23 protein-coding genes are annotated in these 21,224 nt (G+C 41.9%); 4 read left to right on the plus strand and 19 right to left on the minus strand.

Annotation, left to right across the window (positions count from 1 at the left end):
* Positions 1–6 precede the first annotated feature (6 nt).
* The 11 genes from ACTH6U_RS15550 to ACTH6U_RS15600 form a co-directional block, all read right to left on the minus strand.
* Positions 7–801, minus strand: a complete 795-nt coding sequence (locus ACTH6U_RS15550; RefSeq protein ID WP_441832572.1) for an SDR family oxidoreductase — start codon at positions 799–801, stop codon at positions 7–9.
* A complete protein-coding gene (locus tag ACTH6U_RS15555; RefSeq protein WP_441832583.1) occupies positions 798–1,697 on the minus strand; it encodes an alpha/beta fold hydrolase in 900 nt (299 codons plus the stop codon). The genes ACTH6U_RS15550 and ACTH6U_RS15555 overlap by 4 nt, the downstream gene beginning before the upstream one ends.
* A 15-nt stretch (positions 1,698–1,712) precedes the next feature.
* Positions 1,713–2,231 (minus strand): cupin domain-containing protein, encoded by a 519-nt coding sequence (locus ACTH6U_RS15560; RefSeq protein WP_294110680.1) that lies wholly within the window; start codon positions 2,229–2,231, stop codon positions 1,713–1,715.
* Positions 2,232–2,261: 30 nt separating this feature from the next.
* Positions 2,262–3,515, minus strand: a complete 1,254-nt coding sequence (locus tag ACTH6U_RS15565) for an MFS transporter (RefSeq protein ID WP_434719647.1) — start codon at positions 3,513–3,515, stop codon at positions 2,262–2,264.
* Positions 3,516–3,569: 54 nt separating this feature from the next.
* Positions 3,570–4,784 (minus strand): NAD(P)/FAD-dependent oxidoreductase, encoded by a 1,215-nt coding sequence (locus tag ACTH6U_RS15570; RefSeq protein ID WP_441832573.1) that lies wholly within the window; start codon positions 4,782–4,784, stop codon positions 3,570–3,572.
* A 3-nt stretch (positions 4,785–4,787) separates the two neighbouring features.
* On the minus strand, positions 4,788–5,714 hold the full coding sequence (locus ACTH6U_RS15575) for a VOC family protein (RefSeq protein WP_441832574.1): 927 nt from the start codon (positions 5,712–5,714) through the stop codon (positions 4,788–4,790).
* Positions 5,715–5,825: 111 nt separating this feature from the next.
* Complete coding sequence (locus ACTH6U_RS15580; RefSeq protein WP_441832575.1) at positions 5,826–6,602, minus strand: IclR family transcriptional regulator; 777 nt, start codon at positions 6,600–6,602, stop codon at positions 5,826–5,828.
* Positions 6,603–6,650: 48 nt separating this feature from the next.
* Positions 6,651–7,424 carry an SDR family oxidoreductase gene (locus ACTH6U_RS15585; protein ID WP_441832576.1) on the minus strand — a complete coding sequence of 258 codons (774 nt, stop codon included), beginning with the start codon at positions 7,422–7,424 and terminating at the stop codon, positions 6,651–6,653.
* Positions 7,417–8,457 carry an aromatic ring-hydroxylating dioxygenase subunit alpha gene (locus tag ACTH6U_RS15590; protein WP_336431035.1) on the minus strand — a complete coding sequence of 347 codons (1,041 nt, stop codon included), beginning with the start codon at positions 8,455–8,457 and terminating at the stop codon, positions 7,417–7,419. The genes ACTH6U_RS15585 and ACTH6U_RS15590 overlap by 8 nt, the downstream gene beginning before the upstream one ends.
* Before the next feature lie 62 nt (positions 8,458–8,519).
* Complete coding sequence (locus tag ACTH6U_RS15595) at positions 8,520–8,828, minus strand: recombinase-like helix-turn-helix domain-containing protein (RefSeq protein ID WP_294110422.1); 309 nt, start codon at positions 8,826–8,828, stop codon at positions 8,520–8,522.
* Positions 8,829–8,830: 2 nt separating this feature from the next.
* Complete coding sequence (locus tag ACTH6U_RS15600; RefSeq protein WP_294110424.1) at positions 8,831–9,145, minus strand: Rieske (2Fe-2S) protein; 315 nt, start codon at positions 9,143–9,145, stop codon at positions 8,831–8,833.
* Between the two features lie 420 nt (positions 9,146–9,565).
* On the opposite strand from ACTH6U_RS15600, the gene frmR reads away from it, so the two are divergent.
* The 3 genes from frmR (at position 9,566) to fghA (ending at position 11,867) form a co-directional block, all read left to right on the plus strand.
* The gene (frmR, locus tag ACTH6U_RS15605; protein WP_294110427.1) at positions 9,566–9,838 is read left to right on the plus strand and encodes a formaldehyde-responsive transcriptional repressor FrmR; all 273 of its coding nucleotides are present in this window, start codon (positions 9,566–9,568) and stop codon (positions 9,836–9,838) included.
* 18 nt (positions 9,839–9,856) lie between these two features.
* Positions 9,857–10,969, plus strand: a complete 1,113-nt coding sequence (locus ACTH6U_RS15610) for an S-(hydroxymethyl)glutathione dehydrogenase/class III alcohol dehydrogenase (protein WP_294110429.1) — start codon at positions 9,857–9,859, stop codon at positions 10,967–10,969.
* A 61-nt stretch (positions 10,970–11,030) separates the two neighbouring features.
* Positions 11,031–11,867, plus strand: a complete 837-nt coding sequence (gene fghA / locus ACTH6U_RS15615) for an S-formylglutathione hydrolase (protein ID WP_441832577.1) — start codon at positions 11,031–11,033, stop codon at positions 11,865–11,867.
* A 104-nt stretch (positions 11,868–11,971) separates the two neighbouring features.
* On the opposite strand, the gene ACTH6U_RS15620 is transcribed toward fghA, so the two are convergent.
* The 7 genes from ACTH6U_RS15620 to hemP all read right to left on the minus strand — a co-directional run bounded on the left by ACTH6U_RS15620 (position 11,972) and on the right by hemP (position 18,763).
* The gene (locus ACTH6U_RS15620; RefSeq protein ID WP_294110433.1) at positions 11,972–12,172 is read right to left on the minus strand and encodes a HEAT repeat domain-containing protein; all 201 of its coding nucleotides are present in this window, start codon (positions 12,170–12,172) and stop codon (positions 11,972–11,974) included.
* A gap of 230 nt (positions 12,173–12,402) precedes the next feature.
* A complete protein-coding gene (locus ACTH6U_RS15625; protein WP_441832584.1) occupies positions 12,403–13,197 on the minus strand; it encodes a heme ABC transporter ATP-binding protein in 795 nt (264 codons plus the stop codon).
* 10 nt (positions 13,198–13,207) lie between these two features.
* Entirely contained in the window at positions 13,208–14,209 is a 1,002-nt protein-coding gene (locus tag ACTH6U_RS15630) for a FecCD family ABC transporter permease (RefSeq protein ID WP_294110435.1), read from the minus strand.
* The gene (locus ACTH6U_RS15635) at positions 14,206–15,027 is read right to left on the minus strand and encodes a heme/hemin ABC transporter substrate-binding protein (protein ID WP_441832578.1); all 822 of its coding nucleotides are present in this window, start codon (positions 15,025–15,027) and stop codon (positions 14,206–14,208) included. Before ACTH6U_RS15635 ends, ACTH6U_RS15630 begins: the two co-directional genes overlap by 4 nt.
* 19 nt (positions 15,028–15,046) lie before the next feature.
* Positions 15,047–16,096 carry a hemin-degrading factor gene (locus ACTH6U_RS15640; RefSeq protein WP_441832579.1) on the minus strand — a complete coding sequence of 350 codons (1,050 nt, stop codon included), beginning with the start codon at positions 16,094–16,096 and terminating at the stop codon, positions 15,047–15,049.
* Between the two features lie 26 nt (positions 16,097–16,122).
* Entirely contained in the window at positions 16,123–18,135 is a 2,013-nt protein-coding gene (locus ACTH6U_RS15645; RefSeq protein ID WP_441832580.1) for a TonB-dependent hemoglobin/transferrin/lactoferrin family receptor, read from the minus strand.
* Between the two features lie 454 nt (positions 18,136–18,589).
* Positions 18,590–18,763: a hemin uptake protein HemP gene (hemP, locus tag ACTH6U_RS15650; RefSeq protein ID WP_294110444.1), complete on the minus strand. Its 174-nt coding sequence runs from the start codon at positions 18,761–18,763 to the stop codon at positions 18,590–18,592.
* Between the two features lie 319 nt (positions 18,764–19,082).
* Here hemP and ACTH6U_RS15655 point away from each other — a divergent pair, with 319 nt between their 5' ends.
* Complete coding sequence (locus tag ACTH6U_RS15655; protein WP_294110445.1) at positions 19,083–19,664, plus strand: phosphoglycerate mutase family protein; 582 nt, start codon at positions 19,083–19,085, stop codon at positions 19,662–19,664.
* 217 nt (positions 19,665–19,881) lie between these two features.
* On the opposite strand, the gene ACTH6U_RS15660 is transcribed toward ACTH6U_RS15655, so the two are convergent.
* Positions 19,882–21,183 carry an anaerobic C4-dicarboxylate transporter gene (locus ACTH6U_RS15660; RefSeq protein ID WP_294110447.1) on the minus strand — a complete coding sequence of 434 codons (1,302 nt, stop codon included), beginning with the start codon at positions 21,181–21,183 and terminating at the stop codon, positions 19,882–19,884.
* Positions 21,184–21,224: the final 41 nt, after the last annotated feature.

The following is a 21,224-nucleotide window of genomic DNA, read 5'->3' on the forward strand; positions in this document are numbered from 1 at the left end:
AATCCTTTAAATATGGTGACTAAAACCACCTGAAACATCCAATGCAGCGCCTGATGTAAAAGAAGCCATCGGTGATGCTAAAAAAACCAGTGCACGAGCCGGTTCTTCAGGTTTGCCTAAACGTTGCATAGGAATACCGCGTTTTTTGGCAATATCGCCAATCCAGCTCGCCCAATCGCTTGTTTTATCATTGCGATTTTCAAACCGGCGATGCCATTGATCGGACTCTACCATCCCTAGTAAAATTGAATTCACTCGAATACCTTTAGGTAGCAAGGTTTTTGATAGATTAAGCGTCATATTGAGTAATGCCGCCCGTGCCGCAGATGTAGCGACCATATGAGGCTCCGGTTGTAAGGCCAAGAGCGAATTAACACAGGTGATTGAGGCAATATTCGACTGTTCGAGTAATGGTAAAAATGCATTAACGGGATTAATAACACCAAAAAGTTTGAGCTGTGCTTCCTGTAACCACGCCTCATCTGGTGTATCTGTAAAGCTCGCCACATAGCCTTGTCCGGCGTTATTAATCAGTAAGTCTGCCTGCCCATACTGCTGTTTAACTTGTTCAGCAAATGCCAAAGTTTGTGTTTTATCTAGCACATCACAATTAACCGCCATAAACTTTTCTTGAGAATAAGTTTTTTGCAATGTGTCGAGGGCTTGTTGCAATTTATCTTGAGAGCGACCGCAAAAGGCGACTTTACAACCTTCATCGAGTAATAATTTGACTGTCGCAAAACCAATACCGGAGCTTCCCCCCGTCACAACAGCAACACGATCATGTAACTGTAAATTCATGGCACTTTCCTTTGTGAAGCTTTATTTTGTGAACTGTCTTTTGGAAAACGATTTTTGGGTGAGTCAGTACATTCCAAGGCATCTGAAAATTGCTTTAAATAGAGATTAAATTCTATCGGTGCATCAAGGTAGCTGGCATGTCCTGCTTGCTTTATCACTTTCAATGGACATTGTTTATCGGTTGATAATTGCTGAACTTGTGCTGGTGGTGTAATGGTGTCATCTAAGCCAACAATCATCTCGACAGGGCCTTGATAGGCGTTTAAATAAAGGCTGATATCGTCATGAGCCAACATCCACGCAGCGGCTAAAAATCCTTCTGGATTGAGTTTTTGCATATTACGTTTTACCCATTCAATCTTTTCAGCGGATGCCGAAGGGGAAAGTAATGCGGCTGCACGATTTTGTGCATAAGCTTCAATACCTGAATCACAGACAATTTCACGGCGCTTATCATAAACACGATGACGTTCTTCTGGGCTTTTAGTGGCATATCCTTGCGCAGGGTTCGCCAATAATAATCCTCTAACTCTTTGTGGATGTAGAGAAGCAAAGGCACAAGCCATTAATGCCCCTAAAGAGTGCCCAACTAAAATGACTTGTTGTAATCCTAAATCATTTAAAAAATCCGTTAGCGCATCAGCATAATCAAGTGCAACAGGTGTGTGGGTTGCAAGGGGATCGCTGTCTAAATAGCCCGGCGCATCCCATGCAAATAAATGATAGTTATCTGTCAGTGATGAGTCTGCGAACTGACATATCCATGAAGTCGAACCTGAGCTGATACCATGGAGCAGGACGATAGGAAAGCCGTCACCAGATTCACGCCAATTAAGACGATATTGGCCAAATTCAGCAAATTGTAAGTTAGGGAGCTTGTCAATTGGCAGTCTCATCATTGATTTCTCCTATTATCCGCGCTTAACTTTTGATAAAGGATGATCTTCTGGATACGTCGGAATAGCGGGTTTTTGTGTACCAATCATGACGCACATTAATGCTTCTTCTTCCCCATGATTAAATAAACCACGGTAAATTCCAGCGGGAACAGAAATGAGATCGCGTTCTTTTAGTACCGTTTCAAACTCTTCATCACCATCTTTAATAAATAAGGTGATGGTGCCTTTGAGCATGAAAAAAACTTCTTCAACATCGGGGTGTAAATGCAGCGGTCCTTCACATTTCGCCGGAAGCACCATGGTCGAAAAAGTGAAGTTTTCAGCGGGTACGGTATTGGTGTCGTTGGCGACTCCTGTTGCCCCTGTTCCGATATAGCGCATTTGTGCACGACGGTATTTAGGATCAAAATCCGCTTGAAACTTCAGTGCATTCCAATCGTATTTGCGCCCTTCAAAGCGTGCCACGCGAGACTCAATCCATTGCGCCATTGAAATATCTTGAGGTTTAACTTGGTTCGAAAGTTGTGACATAGTGTTCTCTCCTGATAAGACACAGATTAATCAGTATTTTTTGAGTAGCGGCAGTAATAAAAAACTGCCAACCAAACCTATAATTACGATAAATAAAAGTCCGTTATCCATATTTCCAGTGAAGGCAATAAGCATACCCATTAAGAGCGGAGCCGCTGCGCCAGCCAAGTTTCCTAGCCCATTGAAAATACCACCAGCCAGTGCACTGACTTGTTTTTGCGTTGCTTTGGCGAGTAGTGCAAAAATATTTGGTGCGCCGGCTCCCCACATAAACATGCTAAATGCCATCATCATTATGATGCTGTAGGTTTCCGTGAGAAATAACACGCCAGAAAGTCCGATAATTGCGCCGAGTAAGGATATGAAACAAACTAGTGCACGGCGGTCATAACGGTCTGATAACCAAGCACCAATTACTTCACCAAACAACATTGCGATAAAGGGAAGGGAAGATAGGATCCCTGCGTGTGATAAATCAATCGATTTACCTTTGATTAAATAACTCGGCAACCAGCCGTTCATTCCCCACAGATAGACAAGGAAGGCGATGTTAAATAGACAGATAATCCAAAAGTGTGAATTGCGCAGTAAGATGTTTCGTTGTGTTTTTGCTTCAATGATATTCGCTGTCAGGGCTTTGTTACCAATCGGAGCTACTTTTTTAGCTAGATTTGGGTGACGGATACCTATAATCACTAACCACCAAACTGGAACCGTAAAGGCTGCCATGACAAAGAACGTACTTTGCCAACCAAAATTTTGTAAAAGATATAGTGCGATAGGAAAACCCAGCGCGGCGCCTAATGGGGTACCTAAAAGCCAAAGCATGGTTGCTCGAGCCTGCATTCTTTGTGGGAATGTACGGCGCACGATGGCATATGAGATAGCGAGCAACGGCCCCTCAGCAATCCCGAGCAAAACACGTAAGAAAATCATGGTGCCATAATGGTGTGTGAAGCCCATGAGAATCATCAAGATACACCAGCTACTGACCATGAAAAGTAGCATTTTAGTGGGATGAAAACGATCGCCAATGCCACTCAATAACATTGATGAAACGCCATAAGCGAATAAAAACGCGCTCATTAATAGGCCAAGACGAGTGGGGTCGAAATCAATGCCAAGCGCTTGTTGAAATTTCTCATCAGAAAATAGTGCCGCAATACTAATCTTGTCGAAAAAAGCCAGCAATACGCAAGAAAACAAGGCTATCGGGATCAACCAATTCACTTTTTCTTGAGCGTCATTTTGGACTGTCGCTTGGACGCTGGTTTGTTCTGGTATCTTGGTGTGTACAGTAATACCTTGATTTGCCATATTATCTCTCTTAGCTATACACTATTTCAGCGACATTAATGAAAAGGCTGGGTCAGCAAGCTCTGACGGGTCTAACCTGCGATTGTTTTGTATCCAACGTTTACCGAGTTTGATCGCACGTGCATCGTTAAATGCAACCATCTGCACCAATTCATTGATTTCATTGAGTGAAAAATGGATTTCAGAAGTCGAAGTATGGCGCTGAATATGTTGTAAAGCTTGCCCTGTGGGAATACCGAGAATTTGGATGTTGTCCTGATATTGATCAGACCAAAGCCAAGCTGGTTCGTTAAATTTTTCGCTTTGGCTATTTAGCATGGCTTTTGCTGTCGCAATAGCTTGGTTTTGAGCATAGGCCCAAGACTGTAAACACAACGAAAGTGTTGGATGGCATGCTACATCGCCTGCTGCATAAATATCAGCGTGGGATGTTTGCCCATGGCCATTGACGACAATACCTTGAGTGAGAGTAAGCCCGGCTTGTGCGGCTAACTCTAAATTGAGCTCGACACCAATGCCCATGACGGCAAGGTCAAAAGATTGCGTAGGTTGTTTTTGACAACCAATGTTGAGTGCAGATGTCGTTTCATCAAGGTAAATATCGCCGCAATCCGTGATGACATGCACACCGGCTTGTCGATGACGTTGCGCTAAAGCATCGGACACATTTTGGGGTACACTGCGCTCACATAGACGTGATTGACGTTCGAAAATCGTCACATCAAGCCCCATTTTTCGTGCGGAAGCGGCAACTTCTAAACCAATCCAGCCCCCCCCGATGATTGCGATTTTTTGAGCTGAAAGTAGCGCTGTGCGTAGCTGCTGCGCATCATCCCAAGAACGAAGTGCAAAAACTTGTGGGTGTATTTGCCATGCTTTTGAGAGATAACGAGGTCGTCCACCTGTGGCTATCAATAGTTTATCAAAGGCAAGTTGGCGTCCATCACTGAGTTGGATTTGTTTTTGATTACTATCAATTCGAGTCGCACGGACAGGGCGAAACCATTGCAAGTTGAGTGCATCGGTATCGGCTTCACTGAACAGGCGTGAAAGCGCTAAAGTATCTTGAGTTAATACTGCCTTTGATAAAGGCGGCCTTTCATAGAAATCATGGATCTCATCGCTGATAACAGACAGTGTGCCTTGGTAGCCCTCATCTCTGAGTGTTTTCGCTGCCCAGCCTCCGGCTTGCCCTCCACCAATAATCACAATACCGCCTTGGATAATTGCGTCCATGGTCTACTCCTTATTGGGTTTGACTTGGCGACGAGTGTCATAATCGAGACCACCTTCAACTGCCCATTCGGTAAATGACACTAAAGAGTGTTCCAGTTCCCGCGGCTGCCATTTTTCAGTGAGGTAGTCATCATTGGTGTAGTATTCAAAAGCACCGCCCGTTGGACTATTTACATACCAAAAATAGGCAGATGAAATAGGATGACGGCCGGGGCCAATAAAGGTGCTCCATTGATGGCGGTTCATTGCTAAACCACCGCCGATGACCTCATGAATATCTCTGACTGTAAATGCCACATGATTTAGACCGCGACCACGATGGGGGAGTTTGAGTAAGAATAAGTTATGGTGGCAGCCATTGATTTGTGCCCGCAAAAATACAGCCCGATCGATATAACGGTCGGAAACCTGAAATCCTAATTTTTGGCAGTAAAATGCCTCAGTCGCGGGCAGGTCATCGACAAAAAACACCACATGACCAATATTAATGGGAGTCGCTTTTTCATAAACAGGACTCGGGGCATCTATGCGGCGTATATCACCCCATTGGTTAATTGGGGAAATATCGAGTGAAACCGGTTTTTGTTGGCTAACGCAAAATGCCACTGTCATGCCATTAGGGTCGCGGCATTCGGCACCATTTTCGGTTAATCGGAAACCATCACACTGTGCTATTTGCGTGATAATTTCAGCGAGTGAAGCCGTATTTTCTACCCCCCATGTGATTCGGCGTAGGGTTGAACCCGATTCAAAAGGCGCTGGAAGGGTATTATCATCAAGGGGAGAAACGTTGATCCCGGCACCTGATAATGTCGTAAAATAAGTTGGATTATCAGCGCAAGCGTGCAGACCAAAGTCTTGAAAGAATCGAGTACAGGCAGCAACGTCTTCAACCCCGAATTCCATTTTTTCTATTCCAATCACTGACATAGTATAGCCCTCTATAGAGTAGTGTTATTGCCAGATGCGCATTTTGAGCAAACAGAGGCCGAGGCTTATGGCAATAAACCTAAAATTTTGTTGTCGATAATAAGGTGGAAGCTAAACGGCTTTGGCGGGTCTTATGCCGCCAATAAACTCCGTAAGTTTTTGTGCTGCACTGCTAACTTCATTTTGTAAACGCTGACGTTCCTGAGCTGGGATGCTATCCATTGGCACCATAATGCTGATAACGGCTTCAACTTCATTGGTTTGGTTGTAAACAGGATAAACAATCGAGGAAATACCTCGACGATAAAATGATTCGCCAAGCACATAACCGCGTAATTTGTCTGCTTGGATCATGTTCCAAAACACCTGTTTACTGCCCGCATCATCAGGTAATTCCTCATCGGGATAGAGCAAGTCAAACTCAGCACGACTTAAACTGGTTAATAACATACGACCGAGAGATGTTCGGTGCGCTGCTAACCGAGTTCCAACACTCACATGGTTAATTTTTGATTCTGCGCCGCTGACTCTGGCAATGTAAATAATGTCACGCCCATCGCGTATGACTAAATGGCTATTGCACTGGCTGCGGTCGCGCAGCTGTTCAATAATGGGTTGGCCTAGCTGGGTTAAATCGAGTGAAGCGATATAACCCAATCCGAGACTAAGTACCTTACGACCTAGGGAAAATGCTCCCGTTCGTGGATGCTGTTCAATAAAATCTAAATGTACTAAGGTCTGAATTGCCCGATATGCAGTCGCTTTTGGCATATCGATTAAACGAAGAATTTCCGCAAAAGTCAGCTCGCGGTGCTGCTTCGCGAGGAGAAGTAGCAGTTGTAAACCTTTTTCCAAACCTGGAACTAAATATTTACATGTTGAACTCATCGTCTTAATCTCCCCGCCAAAGCGGTTTTGCTTGGTGCGATTTTGTTTTTAGTTAAAAATAAAGCCGCCATTGACAGGAATTAATTGCCCTGTGACAAAATCAGACATCGGTGATAATAAATATAAGGCGGTTCCCGTTACGTCATCAGGCATTTGTTCACCTTGTAAAGCTCGCCCATTTTCATAGAGCTGGTGGCGCTCTACAGGAACATATTCAGTAGCCTCTACTTTGGTTAATCCCGGAGCGATGGCATTAACACAGATTCGATGTACACCAAGTTCACGCGCCATTGAACGTGTCATACTGATAATGGCACCTTTACTGGCGACGTAAGCCATCAGTTTTGGGGCTCCCCATAATGCGGTATCAGAGGCAATATTTACGATCTTAGCGGTTGATGAACCTTGTTTTGATGCACACTGTTTTAATAATGGCAGCGCAGCTTTTGTGACTAACCAAGTACCTCGTACATTGACTGTCATCACCTTATCCCACAGCGTTAAATCGTATTCATCTAATGGTTTTCCACCGACGCCAGTTGCTAAAGCGGCATTGTTGATTAATCCATCAATCGAACCCTTTTTTCCAATAGTGTCAAAGGCTTGATTAATTGCATCAGGATTGGCAATATCGAATGTTAACCCTTCGGCATTTAGCCCTTCACGGCACAGCAATTCGACACTCTCTTGCAATCGGTCACTTAAAATATCGCATAAAATCACATTCGCACCTTGCCTAGCCGCCGCTTGTGCAAAGCTAAAACCGAGTCCTCTTGCGGCGCCAGTAATCACAATACGTTTTGCGGCTAATAAATCATGCATTTGACGTTTCCTTGCCATAAATCAGGTCAAATTGTTTTTTTGCTTCTCGTTGCATAATTCGGCGTAGGCGTGATAACCCCACATCATGTTGATATAAGAACTCTTGTCCGCGTGCATTTGGAGCCATGTTTTCTAAGATGATGCGGTCTTGTTCTAAAACATCCCAATGCAAGCCTTCTAAGCGATTGCGGTACATGAATCGCCATAAATCACGTTGCCAATCTTTAACTTTACGGATACGCCAGAAGAATACGCGGGTGTTGAATCTATCCTCAGGGACGACCATACCAATAATCCAGAAATGACCACCGGGTCCAAAACGTTTTTGATAGGGAATCGATAAGCGCATCCAGTTAGCACCGGTACTTGCAAATTCAACCCAATCGAAATTGACACCAATTTGGTCATTTTTACGAAAGATAAAGCCATGTTGGGTAGGGACTAAGATCATTTCTGATTGCTTATCACCATCTGCCATTGAGTGAGATGATGAATGCAAGTAGGTGCCATGCATTGGGTCCATGACATTTTCTAATGCATATTGATAGTTACAATTCCATGTGGCAGTACACAAAAAATGACTGTGATTTTCGTGGTCAGCCAACTCCTCGGGGAATTCAAGCTCTGGCGGCGTTTCATTTTCGGTTATCGCAAAATAAAGAAAAATAGCGCTATTAAGTTCTTTAACGGGATAGGTTTTTAAGCACTTTTGGCCTTCAAGCGGGCATTGATTTACCGCCGGAACATCTTTAACAACGCCATCACCACCCACTTCAACACCATGGTACCAACAGGCAATACGTTCACCGAGGTTCCAGCCCATTGATAATCTAGCACCACGGTGGGGACATCTATCCTCTAGAGCATGGATTTGGCCTTTATCATCACGCCATAGCACAATTTGCTCTTCTAGACGCGTGATCCCAATGGGATTGCTATTGACTTCCCAGCTTGATAATACGGGGTACCATTGCCCTCGTAGTCCAACATCTAAGTAATCCTGAGCGCTATGAAGTTGTGTATTTGTTGTCATTGATCTGCTTCCTGTTATCGGCGGTATTATTCAAGTGATAATCGCTATGAAATAGCAGAGAATTAATACCCGTTGACTTGTAGAAACTCGCGAAAACTACTTTCACTCCATGACTGACCTTGGCGGTCAACAAGGAGCTGTTGATTCAGGGCATTAACAATATCTGAGAGTGATTCAATTCCTGATGCAAATAAGGTTTCTAAAGCGGCAATTAGGCTGGTTTCATATTCATCCGGAACTCTTGAACGGGTTTGCCAAACAATATTGGGCGCAGTACCAGGAGATTGAATGCTACCTTTACCCCCTTCGCGGGCGGGAATAATTTGATGATTTGCGGGTAAGTAAGGGTTGATGTTTTGTATCGGTTCCATTGCTATTCCTCAATTAAACTGATTTCGATTTGATTTTCGTGAACGCGTGTTTGATAAGTTTTAAGGTCGCGCCCGCCAGGCTCTCGTAAACATTTTCCTGTTTTGATATCAAAAATGGCTTCATGCAGTGGGCATTCAACTTTTCCATCTTCCACAAATCCTTGGCTGAGTAAGGCATATGCGTGGGGACAAATATCTTCCATGGCATAATATTGGTTCTCAACTAAGAAAATACCGATTTCGGTACCATGGATCTTGGCGGAGTAGGGAAATTCTTCTTGTACTTGTGATACATCACAAACGGTAATCCAGCTCATCTCTTCCTCCATTTACCCTGATAACTATTTTGTTTCATATATAAAACTTTGTTTATTATTTAAAACCAGACTAATTGCTAGGGTGATTACTCGTCAATCAAATGTTATTTTTATGTGATTAATTTGTGTCAAAATGTGGTGTGCGTCGTGCTTATGAGGATGTTTAGTTTCATATCAGAAACTTTATGGTTTTTTACTGGATATTGGGCAATGGAATCTGATTAAGCATGATTACTAATTTTTTGTACTGATTAATTAAGTTATATGAGTTTAAAATTTTAATTTAATTTATTGATTAGAAAATAAAAAATGAATTTCATCTCGAATGACAGCGCAGTGAACTGTTTTTTATCCTATTTTCTGTACAGTTTGTATTATCAATACTATACTCCCCCTATGTATACGTGAGAGGGCTTTACGATGCCACATTCACCTAAAGAGAAAAAAGCGGTACTGACTCGTGTCAGAAAATTAAAGGGACAATTATCTGCCCTAGAGACTGCATTAGAGGATGAAGTTGAGTGCTCGGCGGTATTGCAACAGATAGCGGCGATACGCGGTGCGGTTAATGGCTTGATGGCAGGGGTTTTAGAAAGTCACCTGCGTGAAGGGTTGCAAGCCTCCGCTGATACGCAAATTCAAAAAGATTCTGTAGATGATGCCATCTCACTTATTCGCACATACCTGCGTTAAATATCAAAAGGAATAAACATGAAATCACGTGCAGCAGTTGCATTTGGACCGGGTCAACCACTGAAAATTGTTGAGATTGATGTGATGCCGCCGAAAGCGGGCGAAGTATTAGTTAAAATTAGTCATACCGGTGTTTGTCATACCGACGCATTTACTTTGTCAGGTGATGATCCCGAAGGTTTGTTTCCGGTGGTGCTTGGCCATGAAGGCGCAGGTGTTGTGGTTGAAGTGGGCGAAGGCGTTACCAGTGTGAGTGTTGGTGACCATGTGATCCCTCTGTATACCGCAGAATGCGGAAAATGTGTATTTTGTGAATCAGGTAAAACTAATCTCTGTGTATCCGTTCGCGCAACACAGGGCAAAGGTGTGATGCCAGATGGTACAACACGTTTTTCCTATAATGGTGAGCCAGTTTATCACTATATGGGATGCTCCACGTTTAGTGAATATACCGTTGTTGCTGAGGTTTCACTGGCAAAAATCAATCCTGAAGCAAATCATGAAGAAGTGTGCTTGCTAGGTTGCGGTGTTACAACCGGTATTGGTGCGGTGCATAATACGGCTAAAGTTCAAGCCGGTGATTCTGTTGCTGTGTTTGGTTTGGGAGGAATTGGTCTTGCGGTTATTCAAGGGGCGAGACAAGCCAAAGCGGGACGTGTTTTTGCCATCGATACGAATCCGGCTAAATTTGAATTAGCCCGCCAGTTTGGGGCGACGGATTGTTTGAATCCAAAAGATTTTGATAAGCCAATTCAACAAGTGCTGGTGGAAATGACTGAGTGGGGCGTTGATCACACCTTTGAGTGTATTGGTAACGTCAATGTAATGCGAGCGGCATTAGAAAGCGCACATCGTGGTTGGGGCCAATCCATTATTATCGGTGTCGCAGGCGCAGGACAAGAAATTTCAACTCGTCCATTCCAATTAGTCACAGGTCGTTCTTGGCGCGGCACAGCATTCGGAGGCGTAAAAGGCCGCAGTCAATTACCTGCGATGGTAGAAGATGCCATGAAAGGTGACATTGAATTAGCCCCATTCGTGACACATACCATGCCACTTGATAACATTAATGAAGCATTTGATTTAATGCATGAAGGTAAGTCGATTCGTACCGTTATTCATTATAAATAGTTTTCATTAGGCATATAGGCGCAATTTAGCGCCTATATCTGAGTTATTAATAGGAGTACTAATGGAAAGAGTTGAACGCCACGCTTGTTTTGGCGGTTGGCAGGATGTTTATCAACATCAATCGGATGTGTTAGGTTGTTCAATGAAATTTGCTGCATATATACCGCCGCAAGCTGAACAACAATCATGTCCGGTTATTTATTGGTTGTCTGGGCTTACTTGCAACGAACAAAATTTTATCACTAAAGCGGGAGCACAACAGTTTGCCGCGCAGCATGGTATTATTTTAATCGTACCGGATACCAGCCCTCGCGGAGAAGATGTTGCCGATGATGAGGCATACGATCTCGGTCAAGGTGCGGGGTTCTATGTGAATGCGACACAAAAACCGTGGAGCACTCATTACAAGATGTATGATTATATTGTCTCTGAGTTACCAGCCTTGATTGAAGCGCATTTACCCGCATCCGATAAGCGTGCAATTTCTGGGCATTCCATGGGCGGTCACGGAGCATTAATGATTGGCCTGCGTAATTCGTCTCGCTATACCAGCTTATCTGCTTTTTCACCTATTGTTGCGCCTTCCCAAGTGCCTTGGGGACAAAAAGCATTTACCGCTTATTTAGGTGCAGAGAGTACTCAGTGGTTATGTTATGACACGGTGAATTTACTGAATGAAGCCACTACAATTCCGCCTATTTTAGTGGATGTTGGGACGGGCGACTCTTTTTATCATGAGCAGCTTAAACCTGAGCTACTTGCAGAAGCATGTGATAAAAAACAGCATCATTATCAATTAAATTTACGTGATGGTTACGACCATAGTTATTATTTTATCAGTAGTTTTATCGGTGAACATATTGCTTTTCATGCAAAATATTTAAACGACGTCAAATAGTCATTAAGGGTGGAACTTGTTATAGGTTTCACCCGTGAATAAGAATAGCGTATTGGTCATATTAATATTATTGAGCTAGTTAATAATAAATATTTAAGCTAATGTTAAAGTTTACTGATGGAGTTTATTGCTGAAATAGCGATGTTTTTATTAGGGTCTTTACATAACAGTAGTAACCTTTCAATTGCAGTTTTATGACCAATTGCTGCTTTATATTCTCCCAGTGCATTAATTGCAGCAATTTTTATATCATCATTTGTTCTATTTGTTAAATTAATCAACGTATTAACAATATTGTTTTCCATAATCTATCCGAGTGATAATTCAAATTATATTTAATGTCTTATGATATTTAAATTATCAGAATAGTTAGTTTTAAAATATAAAAAAAAGATTTTTTACGATTTTATTAGCATCGTATTTATTGAGTTTATTAATTATTTTTACTAAGTATAAGAATGGCACCTTAATCAGTTAATAGATAACTTTTCAGGTACAATTATTGATATGCTAAATTTGTTCAAATAATGGTAATTTAATGGCGTAAATAGACATGAGGGGTTGCATATTCAGGGTGCTGGCTAACGGCTAAATCTGCTTTATACCAACGAGTTAAGTTATCTGTCGTTAATACTTCAGTAGGTGTACCATTTGCAACCAGTTTTCCTTCATGAATTAAATACACTCTGTCTGCATATAAGGCGGTAAGGTTGAGGTCGTGTAAGACACAACACACGCCTAATGGACGCTCGCGAGTCAGTTGATGTAATAACCGTAAACTGTGTTGTTGATGGTACAAATCGAGAGCTGAAGTCGGTTCGTCGAGAAACAAACATGCAGGGCTGGCTGTTGGCTGCCAAAGCTGAGCAAGTACTCTGGCTAATTGCACTCGTTGCTGCTCTCCTCCCGAAAGTTGGCGATAATCGCGTTCACGTAATAACTGGCAGTGAGTTTGTATTAAGGATTCCTCAATGGCTTCGTGCTTATGTTCTGAACCGTAAGGCGTCCTTCCCATAGCAACCACATCCTCAACGGTGAAAGCAAATTGCAAATGGCTCTGTTGCTTCATTACCGCTCGCTTTCGCGCTAACGCATTGTTATCCCATTCGGAAATTGAACGGCCTTCTAACAGACATTCTCCCTGCGTTGGATGAGTATAACCCGTTAATAGCTTTAATAAGCTTGATTTACCCGCACCATTAGGGCCGATGATCACCACCATCTCATTTTGTTTGATAGAAAAATTTATATCGTCAATTAATGTTTTATTATTGATGCGATAACTTAAGTGATTGGCTTCAAGCAATGTAGATTGTGGTTCTATTTTCATTTCCATATCGTTAAACCTTCCCGACGGGTTGACGTAGGATCAACCATAAAAAATAAGGCCCCCCAATCAAGCCCGTTAATAGCCCAACAGGGATTTCAGCTGGTGCAACAGCAATACGAGCGATGGTATCTGCCACCAATAGCAGCGTTGCCCCCACAATGGCAGAGCCTGGGATCAACCAGCGATGGTCAGGACCTAATGTCATGCGGATCAAATGGGGAATCACTAAACCGACAAAACCAATCACGCCACTCATTGCGACAGCGCAGCCCACTAACATTGCGCTCAGAAATAACAGAATAAATTTACTGCGCTCGACATTTAAACCAAGGTAATGAGCATCCTCATCACCTAATTGTAGAACATTTAATTTGTTACCTTGCCATAAACAAATAAAACTGATGGGCAGGATCACTGATGCGGCAATAGAAAGGGATGTCCAATCAACATTACCGAGTGTGCCCATCATCCATAAACTAAAAGTCCGTAATTGTTGGTCATTACTGATATAACTGAGCACTCCGATAAAAGACATGCAGAGTGCATTTATCGCTATTCCAGCCAGTAATAATCGCGCTAAATTGCCATTAGAGCTGCGATTTAAACTAAAAATAATCAATGAAACCACTAAGCTACCAATGAATGCTGCGCCAATATGACCATAACTTTGCAATACACTGGGTAGTGAAAGTGAAAAAATGATAAATGCGGCGACACACAAGGCCGCGCCACTGCTGATCCCTAGTAGGCTCGGGTCAGCCAGTGGATTACGAAATAATCCCTGCATGATAGCGCCAGAAACAGCAAGTGCCAGTCCAACTAAAATGGCTAATAAAATACGAGGCAAACGAATATTTAGCCATACTTGCCAGTCTGGATCTGTTGCTGATGCCTGCCATAGCATTTTTAATGACAAATTCATTGCACCCGCGTTGGATGCAATCAACGCGATGGCGCAAAGCACGATAAATAAAACAACAATCACAAGTAACGGGTGTTTAAAGCGACTCATTGGGACTTCTCTAACGCCTCGCGTAATTGTTGCATGACTTTTGGTGTGCCTAGGCTAAAACTGAGCATTCCCACATCATCGACCACTAATAAGGCTTTATTTTTACCGGCTGGTGTCATGGCTATTCCCGGTAATTGCCAAACTTTATCGATACCACCGAGTGATTTAACGCCTTCTTCGGTGAATATGATTAAGTCAGGTTGGCTGGAAATAAAACCTTCTTGAGACAATGGACGATAGCTATTGAATGCCGACATCGCATTTTTGGCCCCAGTTGCTTTTATCAGACTATCTGCGGCAGTTTGTTGACCAGCAGCTAGGGGGAGGACACCGCCATGACTCATGATAAACAATACTTTTTTATCAATCGGTGTCGTGTTAATTTTAGCTAGCTCTTGGTTGAATTGCTCAACGAGTTGCTGACCTTGCTGTGTTTTCCCCACAGCATTCGCGACGGTGGTAATTTTTTCTGGAATGGCTTCTAAAGCAGGCTTTCCGGTAACCTTGATGATTTTGACACCATTTTTTTCTATCTGTGTTAAAGCCATCGACGGTTTCGCGAGTTCACTGGCAATCACTAGCGTTGGGCGCATTGATAGCACACCTTCCGCGTTAAGCATTCGCATATAGCCTACATCCGGTAAGGCGAGTGCTTGCTCGGGGTGAAGACTGGTACTATCGCGTGCAACGAGTTGGTCTTGTGCACCCAGTTTATACACGATTTCAGTAACATCGCCGCCAAGGGTGACAATACGTTCAACCGAATGTGCACTGACGGACACTATCAGCGTCGCGATCATTAGAAGCCATTGTTTCATTATTAAATTACCTAACTGGTTAAATGTGAGGCAATGCCATCACTTGATTTCGCCATTGTTCTTGTTCTGGCGTGCCTTCAGTACGTTGACCATACATTTGAACGATTTGATTGCCATCTTTATCAAAGACTTCAAGGCTGGTGACAAAACCATCTTGTGTTGATTTACGTGTCACCCAACATTCAGCGATATCATTTTCGATCATGTGTAACGTGAAATCAGGATTAAAAATATTCAGCCATTTGAGATCTGAACCTTCGCTTTGATAAGGCATGATGCGCTTAATTTGACCGGTGAAAATTTGCACACAACCGCGATTACCAACAAAAATCATAATTTCGTTTTGGTCATTAAAAGCAGTATTGACCAATTGATTAAATGAATCTGTAGGCACTTTCCATGCAAGATCATCACTGACAGCACTGAATACTTGTTGGCGACTCAAATTATTTTTCTTGAGTAGAATAAAGAATTGGTGCACATCCGTCATATTGCGCCATTCTTGTTCTAGCTGCTGTTTAAGCTCATCATTGATCGGTTGAGTGGTATAAGGCTTAGCCGCTTCAAGTTCCAGTAATGGGTTCTCAGTCGTGGAATATTGCTCGATTAATGCATTCCAAGCCGCTAGATCCGTTTCATCTGTGGTGTAAACTTTATGTAGTGCATCGCCTTGTTTATCAAAAAATTGAATGCTGTGGCGCTCACCATTTTTAGCTTCTTCACTGAGGGTAAATACAGAATCCCAGTGAGAGAAAAACATGCGTAAATCTAATGCGCGAGGGTTTAAAATTAAACCACCGTGAGAACTAAATTTCGCATTGTCATAGCGGCCAACTTGTTCATGAACGACATATTCATTGCGTGTGATAGCTTTGACTTGTCCTACTGCCGCTAAAGCGGTGAGTAAGGTTGGCGCATCAACATTAAGACGTTGAGCTTTATCATGACCCACACGGCTATGCAGTAATTCCGCTTCTGAAACCTCGAGATAAGCGGCTAGATCACGAGCGTATTTTGCTTTGTTTTCTGTTTTGGCCTGTTGGTAACGCTCGAAAAGTGCTGAATTCACGGGTATCTCCTTAATTTTTTTGTGAATTACCATTGGAAGCTGACAAGCAGTTTGGCATTACGTCCATCTTGTGGAATGCCTTGCGATGAATAATATTCTTTGTCAAAGGCATTGCCTAAGACGACACTAGTACCTAAACCTTTGAGTTGGCCTTCACCCTGATAGCTGACATAAAAATCATGAACAGCATAACCGGCTTGTTGTTGCACATTAGCCGCAGTATTGAAGTCAGTGTGACGCGTAAATTCGCCTAACCAACCCACCGCAAAACCACTATCGTCAATAGGAACTGCGATATTACTGGTGACTGAATCGGGTTTGATAGAGGTTATAGATTTGCCATTGGCTTCATTTTTACCTTCGGTATGGTTATAGGCTAAATTCCAGCTGAAATAGTCGGTTTTATAGTCCATAGAGGCATCCCAACCCTTAATTTTTACACGTTTGACATTAACTGATGTAGTATAGTTATTACTAAAGTCAACTTTATCGGAATTAACATGTGTATCGATATAGTCTTTAGCTTTGGTATCAAAATAACTCGCTTTGAATTGCAAATTATCGCGTTCCATCATCAAATCATCGAAACGTAGCCCAAAACCATATTCAGCCGTGCTGGTAGATTCAGGTTTTAAGTTTGGATTTGGACGCCATCTATTGATGATAGGGCCGCCTTGGAAGTGAATTTCGTCGTTATACATTTCCATCATAGTGGGAGCACGGAACGCTTCTGAATATGAAGCAAATAGCATTGACCATTCAGTCGGCGTAATACTTACCGCACCTTTAGAAGACCAGTTACCTTTTTTAACATCATCATGACCTTTTGCTGTGGCTTTGTAATGGTCATAACGTGTACCTAAAATAAATGAAATTGGTAAGTCTTTTAAGGTGATTTCATCTTGTAAGAAGCCTGAAGCAAAAGTGATATCGGCATCAGGGAATTGTGTTGCTGACGCGTAAGGCGTTTGCTTTTGTTTATAAGCTTCACTACCATAAGTTAAATTATGTGCAGCAACAGGTAAGTCATAAAAATTGGAACGGTTATCTAATTTCAATCCGTAAGTTTTTTGAGTTCTGCCTTCGTAATTGGTACCAACACCTTTTGCTGTGATATTAATATCTGAATAATAAGGCGTGATCTTAAGATTAAGTAGGTCTTGTGATTCAGGATTCAGTTGATAAGTAGCTTGTGCATCACGTTGGCGAGTGGTGCGATTGACTTTTAAATTACTTTTGCTGGTGCTAATTTCTTGTGGATTCTTAGGCTCATAAGCGTCGTTATCATAATAACGCATCTGACCTGACAGTTTTTGTGCGTCATCTAACTGCCAAGTTCCTTTTGCCAGTAAGTTTGCGATAGTCTCTTTGTTATCCATATCATCGCCATTACTTAGGCGAGTATCTCCCACTTGCTTAGTCACAAAACTGAATAATCCATCAAGATTATCGGTACGACCAAAAGCCGTGCCACCAAATCCAAAACTGTGGTCGCCTGTTGCTCCTAAGCCAAATACCCGAGCACCGCTGTTTTGTCCTTCACGCAGTAAATCTTTAGCATCGACGGTTTCCCATGCAATTACACCGCCCATCGCGCCACTACCGTATAATAGTCCTGAAGGGCCACGAATAATCTCTACTTGCTTGATTAGGGCAGGGTCAACAAAAGTACCATTCATATGGCCAGTATCAGTGCCTTGGCGAACACCATCAACTAAAGTCAAAATTCCGCGTCTATCAAAACCGCGCATATAAATATCTTGCCCATTCGCACGGCTGGCACCTGTCACTCCAATTCCGGGCACTTTGCGCAAGATATCATTCACCGTGCTCGCGGTTTGTGTTTCAGGAGAATTATTTTTGATTACCGTCACCATCATGGGTGCGTCAAAGCTATCTCTTTCATTTCCTGTTGCATAAACAGTCATCACTTCATGACTATTTTTTGCTGTAGCTGGTACCGCTGTTTCTGCATGAGCACTGGCTATAATTGAAACAATCGCACTGGTTAAAACTGACACACGTAATACATGAGACATAATAGTGATACTCCGCAGAAGTTTATTGATTCATTTTATCGGGGCACTATTAATTGCCATCACCGACATACAAAATGAATTGATGATATTTTTGTTTTAGTTATGAATTAGTTGTCGTTGATAACTCACATTAAAATAGAGAACTAACTTGTTATTTAAACAACAAGTGAGATGAGTTTTTTCGGCTAAAAGGCGCGTGGCTTGAGTTTGGTTAGGCGGTTGTTTTTGTTGGTGTTGTGTGACCCTATAGGCAATGTGATAATTTGCCCAATCATGGCTTAATGCGATGAGGGATTTGACAAGATGATATCGATTGGCAGGTAATATCCCAAAAGCTGACACCAGTTTAAACACCATAAGAAACCCTTTCCTTATGTACTCGATTAAGCTGGCTGCCTGGATATACGACCTAGGTGGCTTGCGGAATATATTGTATATTTATTAACTTAATACATTACTTGGTTAAAATTAATTTACCGGTACGTGTTTGTCTTAATTGATAAATTTCACCACGATGCTGTATTTCAACTTTACCTGTCGGACCCAATAGCTGTTGGCTTTCTATCACGTCAGTTTTTATCGGTTGCTTGATTATTTCGATGCTATCTGCAACAAGTGGCTTGGTCATGTTATTTACCACATTAAATTTGTTGATAATAAAAATGATACTGATAATCATTATCTTTAAAATCATTATCGATATCAAGCATTTTTCACATTGAAATAACAAAAGGTCTACATGTTAAAGGAATAACATATACTTAAAGAAGTACAATCGAACAGGTGGCCGTTGTAGGGCTGAAGCTAAATAAATAATTAATTTGCTTGATTGAAAATATCTGGCGTAAAACGATTTAAGCTTTTAGAATTTCGGTTAGTTAATAGTACAGGTGTATTTATACTATGATTAGCGTTGTTATTCATTCATTGAGTAAGGGTGTAAATATATGAACAAAGCACTTATATTTTTAGGTTTATTTATCATGGGATTCAGTCAGATAGCGTTTTCAACGCAAACTATTATTTTTGTAAGACATGGTGAAAAACCCAATAATGATAGCGGACAATTAACTTGTAAAGGCTTAAACCGTGCTCTAGCTTTGCCTAGCGTACTGATTAGCCAATTTGGTCAGCCAGATGCATTATTTGCTTCGGCACCTAAACAAAGTAAGTTAGGCAGTTCATTACGTGCAGTTCAAACGATCACCCCGACAGCGATTAAAGTTTCACTACCTATTCACCTTAATTTTCATGCAAAAGAGACAAAAGAATTACGCAAAGAATTGTTAAGCCAACAGTATGAAAATTCAGTTATTTTTATTGCTTGGGAGCATGACAATTTGGTCAAAGCTGCAAAAGATATTATGAAACATGAAGGTGGTGATGCTGATTTGGTCCCTAAATGGCCAGGTAGTGATTTTGACAGTATCTATATTCTTCGAATTAACCGAGATAACGGTACTAAAACAATTACTTTCGAACATAAACAGCAAGGCTTAAATAACGTTTCTGATAAATGCCCTGATTAATTATTTGTATTTTATGACGATAAAAGTGTTGAGATAAACTCTGGTTGCTAACGCTTTTTTTATCCACCTTAAGTTCATAATTTAACGTATTAATCATGATGAAAAAAGGCTTCATTCTTATTAGGTACGAATTAACCTAATAGGTTTGAAGCCAAATAATTCAATTTTCTAGTTTCATTTTTCGAGAAATAAAATCTGTTATACAAATATTAGTTGATTACACAATCATTGGCGCGATGATAAAACCAAAAGCCACACCGGCGATAATCCCACCGAGCCCAGGTAACATAAACGGATGATTTAAAATATATTTACCCACTCTAGTTGATCCCGTTGAGTCAAATTCTATGGCTGCTAAGGAGGTTGGGTAGGTCGGTAGTACAAAGACCCCCGTTACCGCGACAAATGAGGCTAAAATTGCCCATGTCGGTACGTCTAATGCAATTGCTAGTGGAATAATTAAAGGTGTTGTTGCGCCTTGTGAATATAATAATGCACAGGTACAAAATAAAACTAATGCAAGCAGTATTGGGTAGGCTGCGAGTACATCTCCCGCAATTTCTTTGATTTGTTCCATATGTGCATCAACAAAGGTCGTTCCCAATGTCACAATACCGAGTATGACCGCTAACGAACTCATACCTGAGCGAAAGGTTGGCGCGAGTACGATGGAATTAGGTGAAGTCTTACAAAATATCACCATCAAACACGCAGCACTCAACATACAAATAATGATGATATCGCGTGTTCCCATCGGTTTACCGATATCGAAACCTGGACGTAGCTGAGGAAATGCGGCCAAGATGACAATGGCGACGGTGGCTAATAAGAATAGAACAACTGAGAATTTTTCTTTTGTTGTACTGTCACCTTTTTTCTCTTCATATTTATGGACTAAGCCCTTTTGTAGACGTTCTAAATAAACCTGGTCATCTTCAAGTTCACAACCCTGCCGCGATGCAATAAAAGCTGCTACCATTGCCGCGACAAAAGAAGCGGGCAGGCAAACCGACATCACCACAATAAAAGTGACACCATTTCCTTCCATTATAGTTAACATGGCCGCCATTGCTGCACTAATAGGAGAGCCTGATATTGCAATCTGAGAGGCAACGACGGAGCCTGCTAGTGTCCTTGAAGGGCGAACGCCTGAGTCTTTTGCAATTTCAGCAATGACAGGAAGCATGGAAAATACAATGAAACCAGTCCCTGCCATAATTGTCATTACCCAAGTTGTAATGGGCGCAATGATATTAATATATTTTGGATTTTTTCGCATAAAGGTACCGGCAGCACGAACTAAAAAATCCATACCTCCGGCAGCTTGAAGCGCAGAGGCCGCCACAACCACGGTCATAATAATTAAAATAACATCAACGGGTGGTGAACCGATAGGTAAGCCAAATCCAATGGTTAATACTGCTAATCCTAATCCACCACATAAACCAATACCTATTCCCCCCATTCTAATACCGAAGAAAATAGCACCTAATACAACAATGACCTCTAGCCAAACCATAATCGTCTCCAATAGACAATATATTGTCATTAGTAATTGAA

Source organism: Providencia sp., assembly GCF_052096715.1.
In the GTDB taxonomy this organism is placed as follows: domain Bacteria; phylum Pseudomonadota; class Gammaproteobacteria; order Enterobacterales; family Enterobacteriaceae; genus Providencia.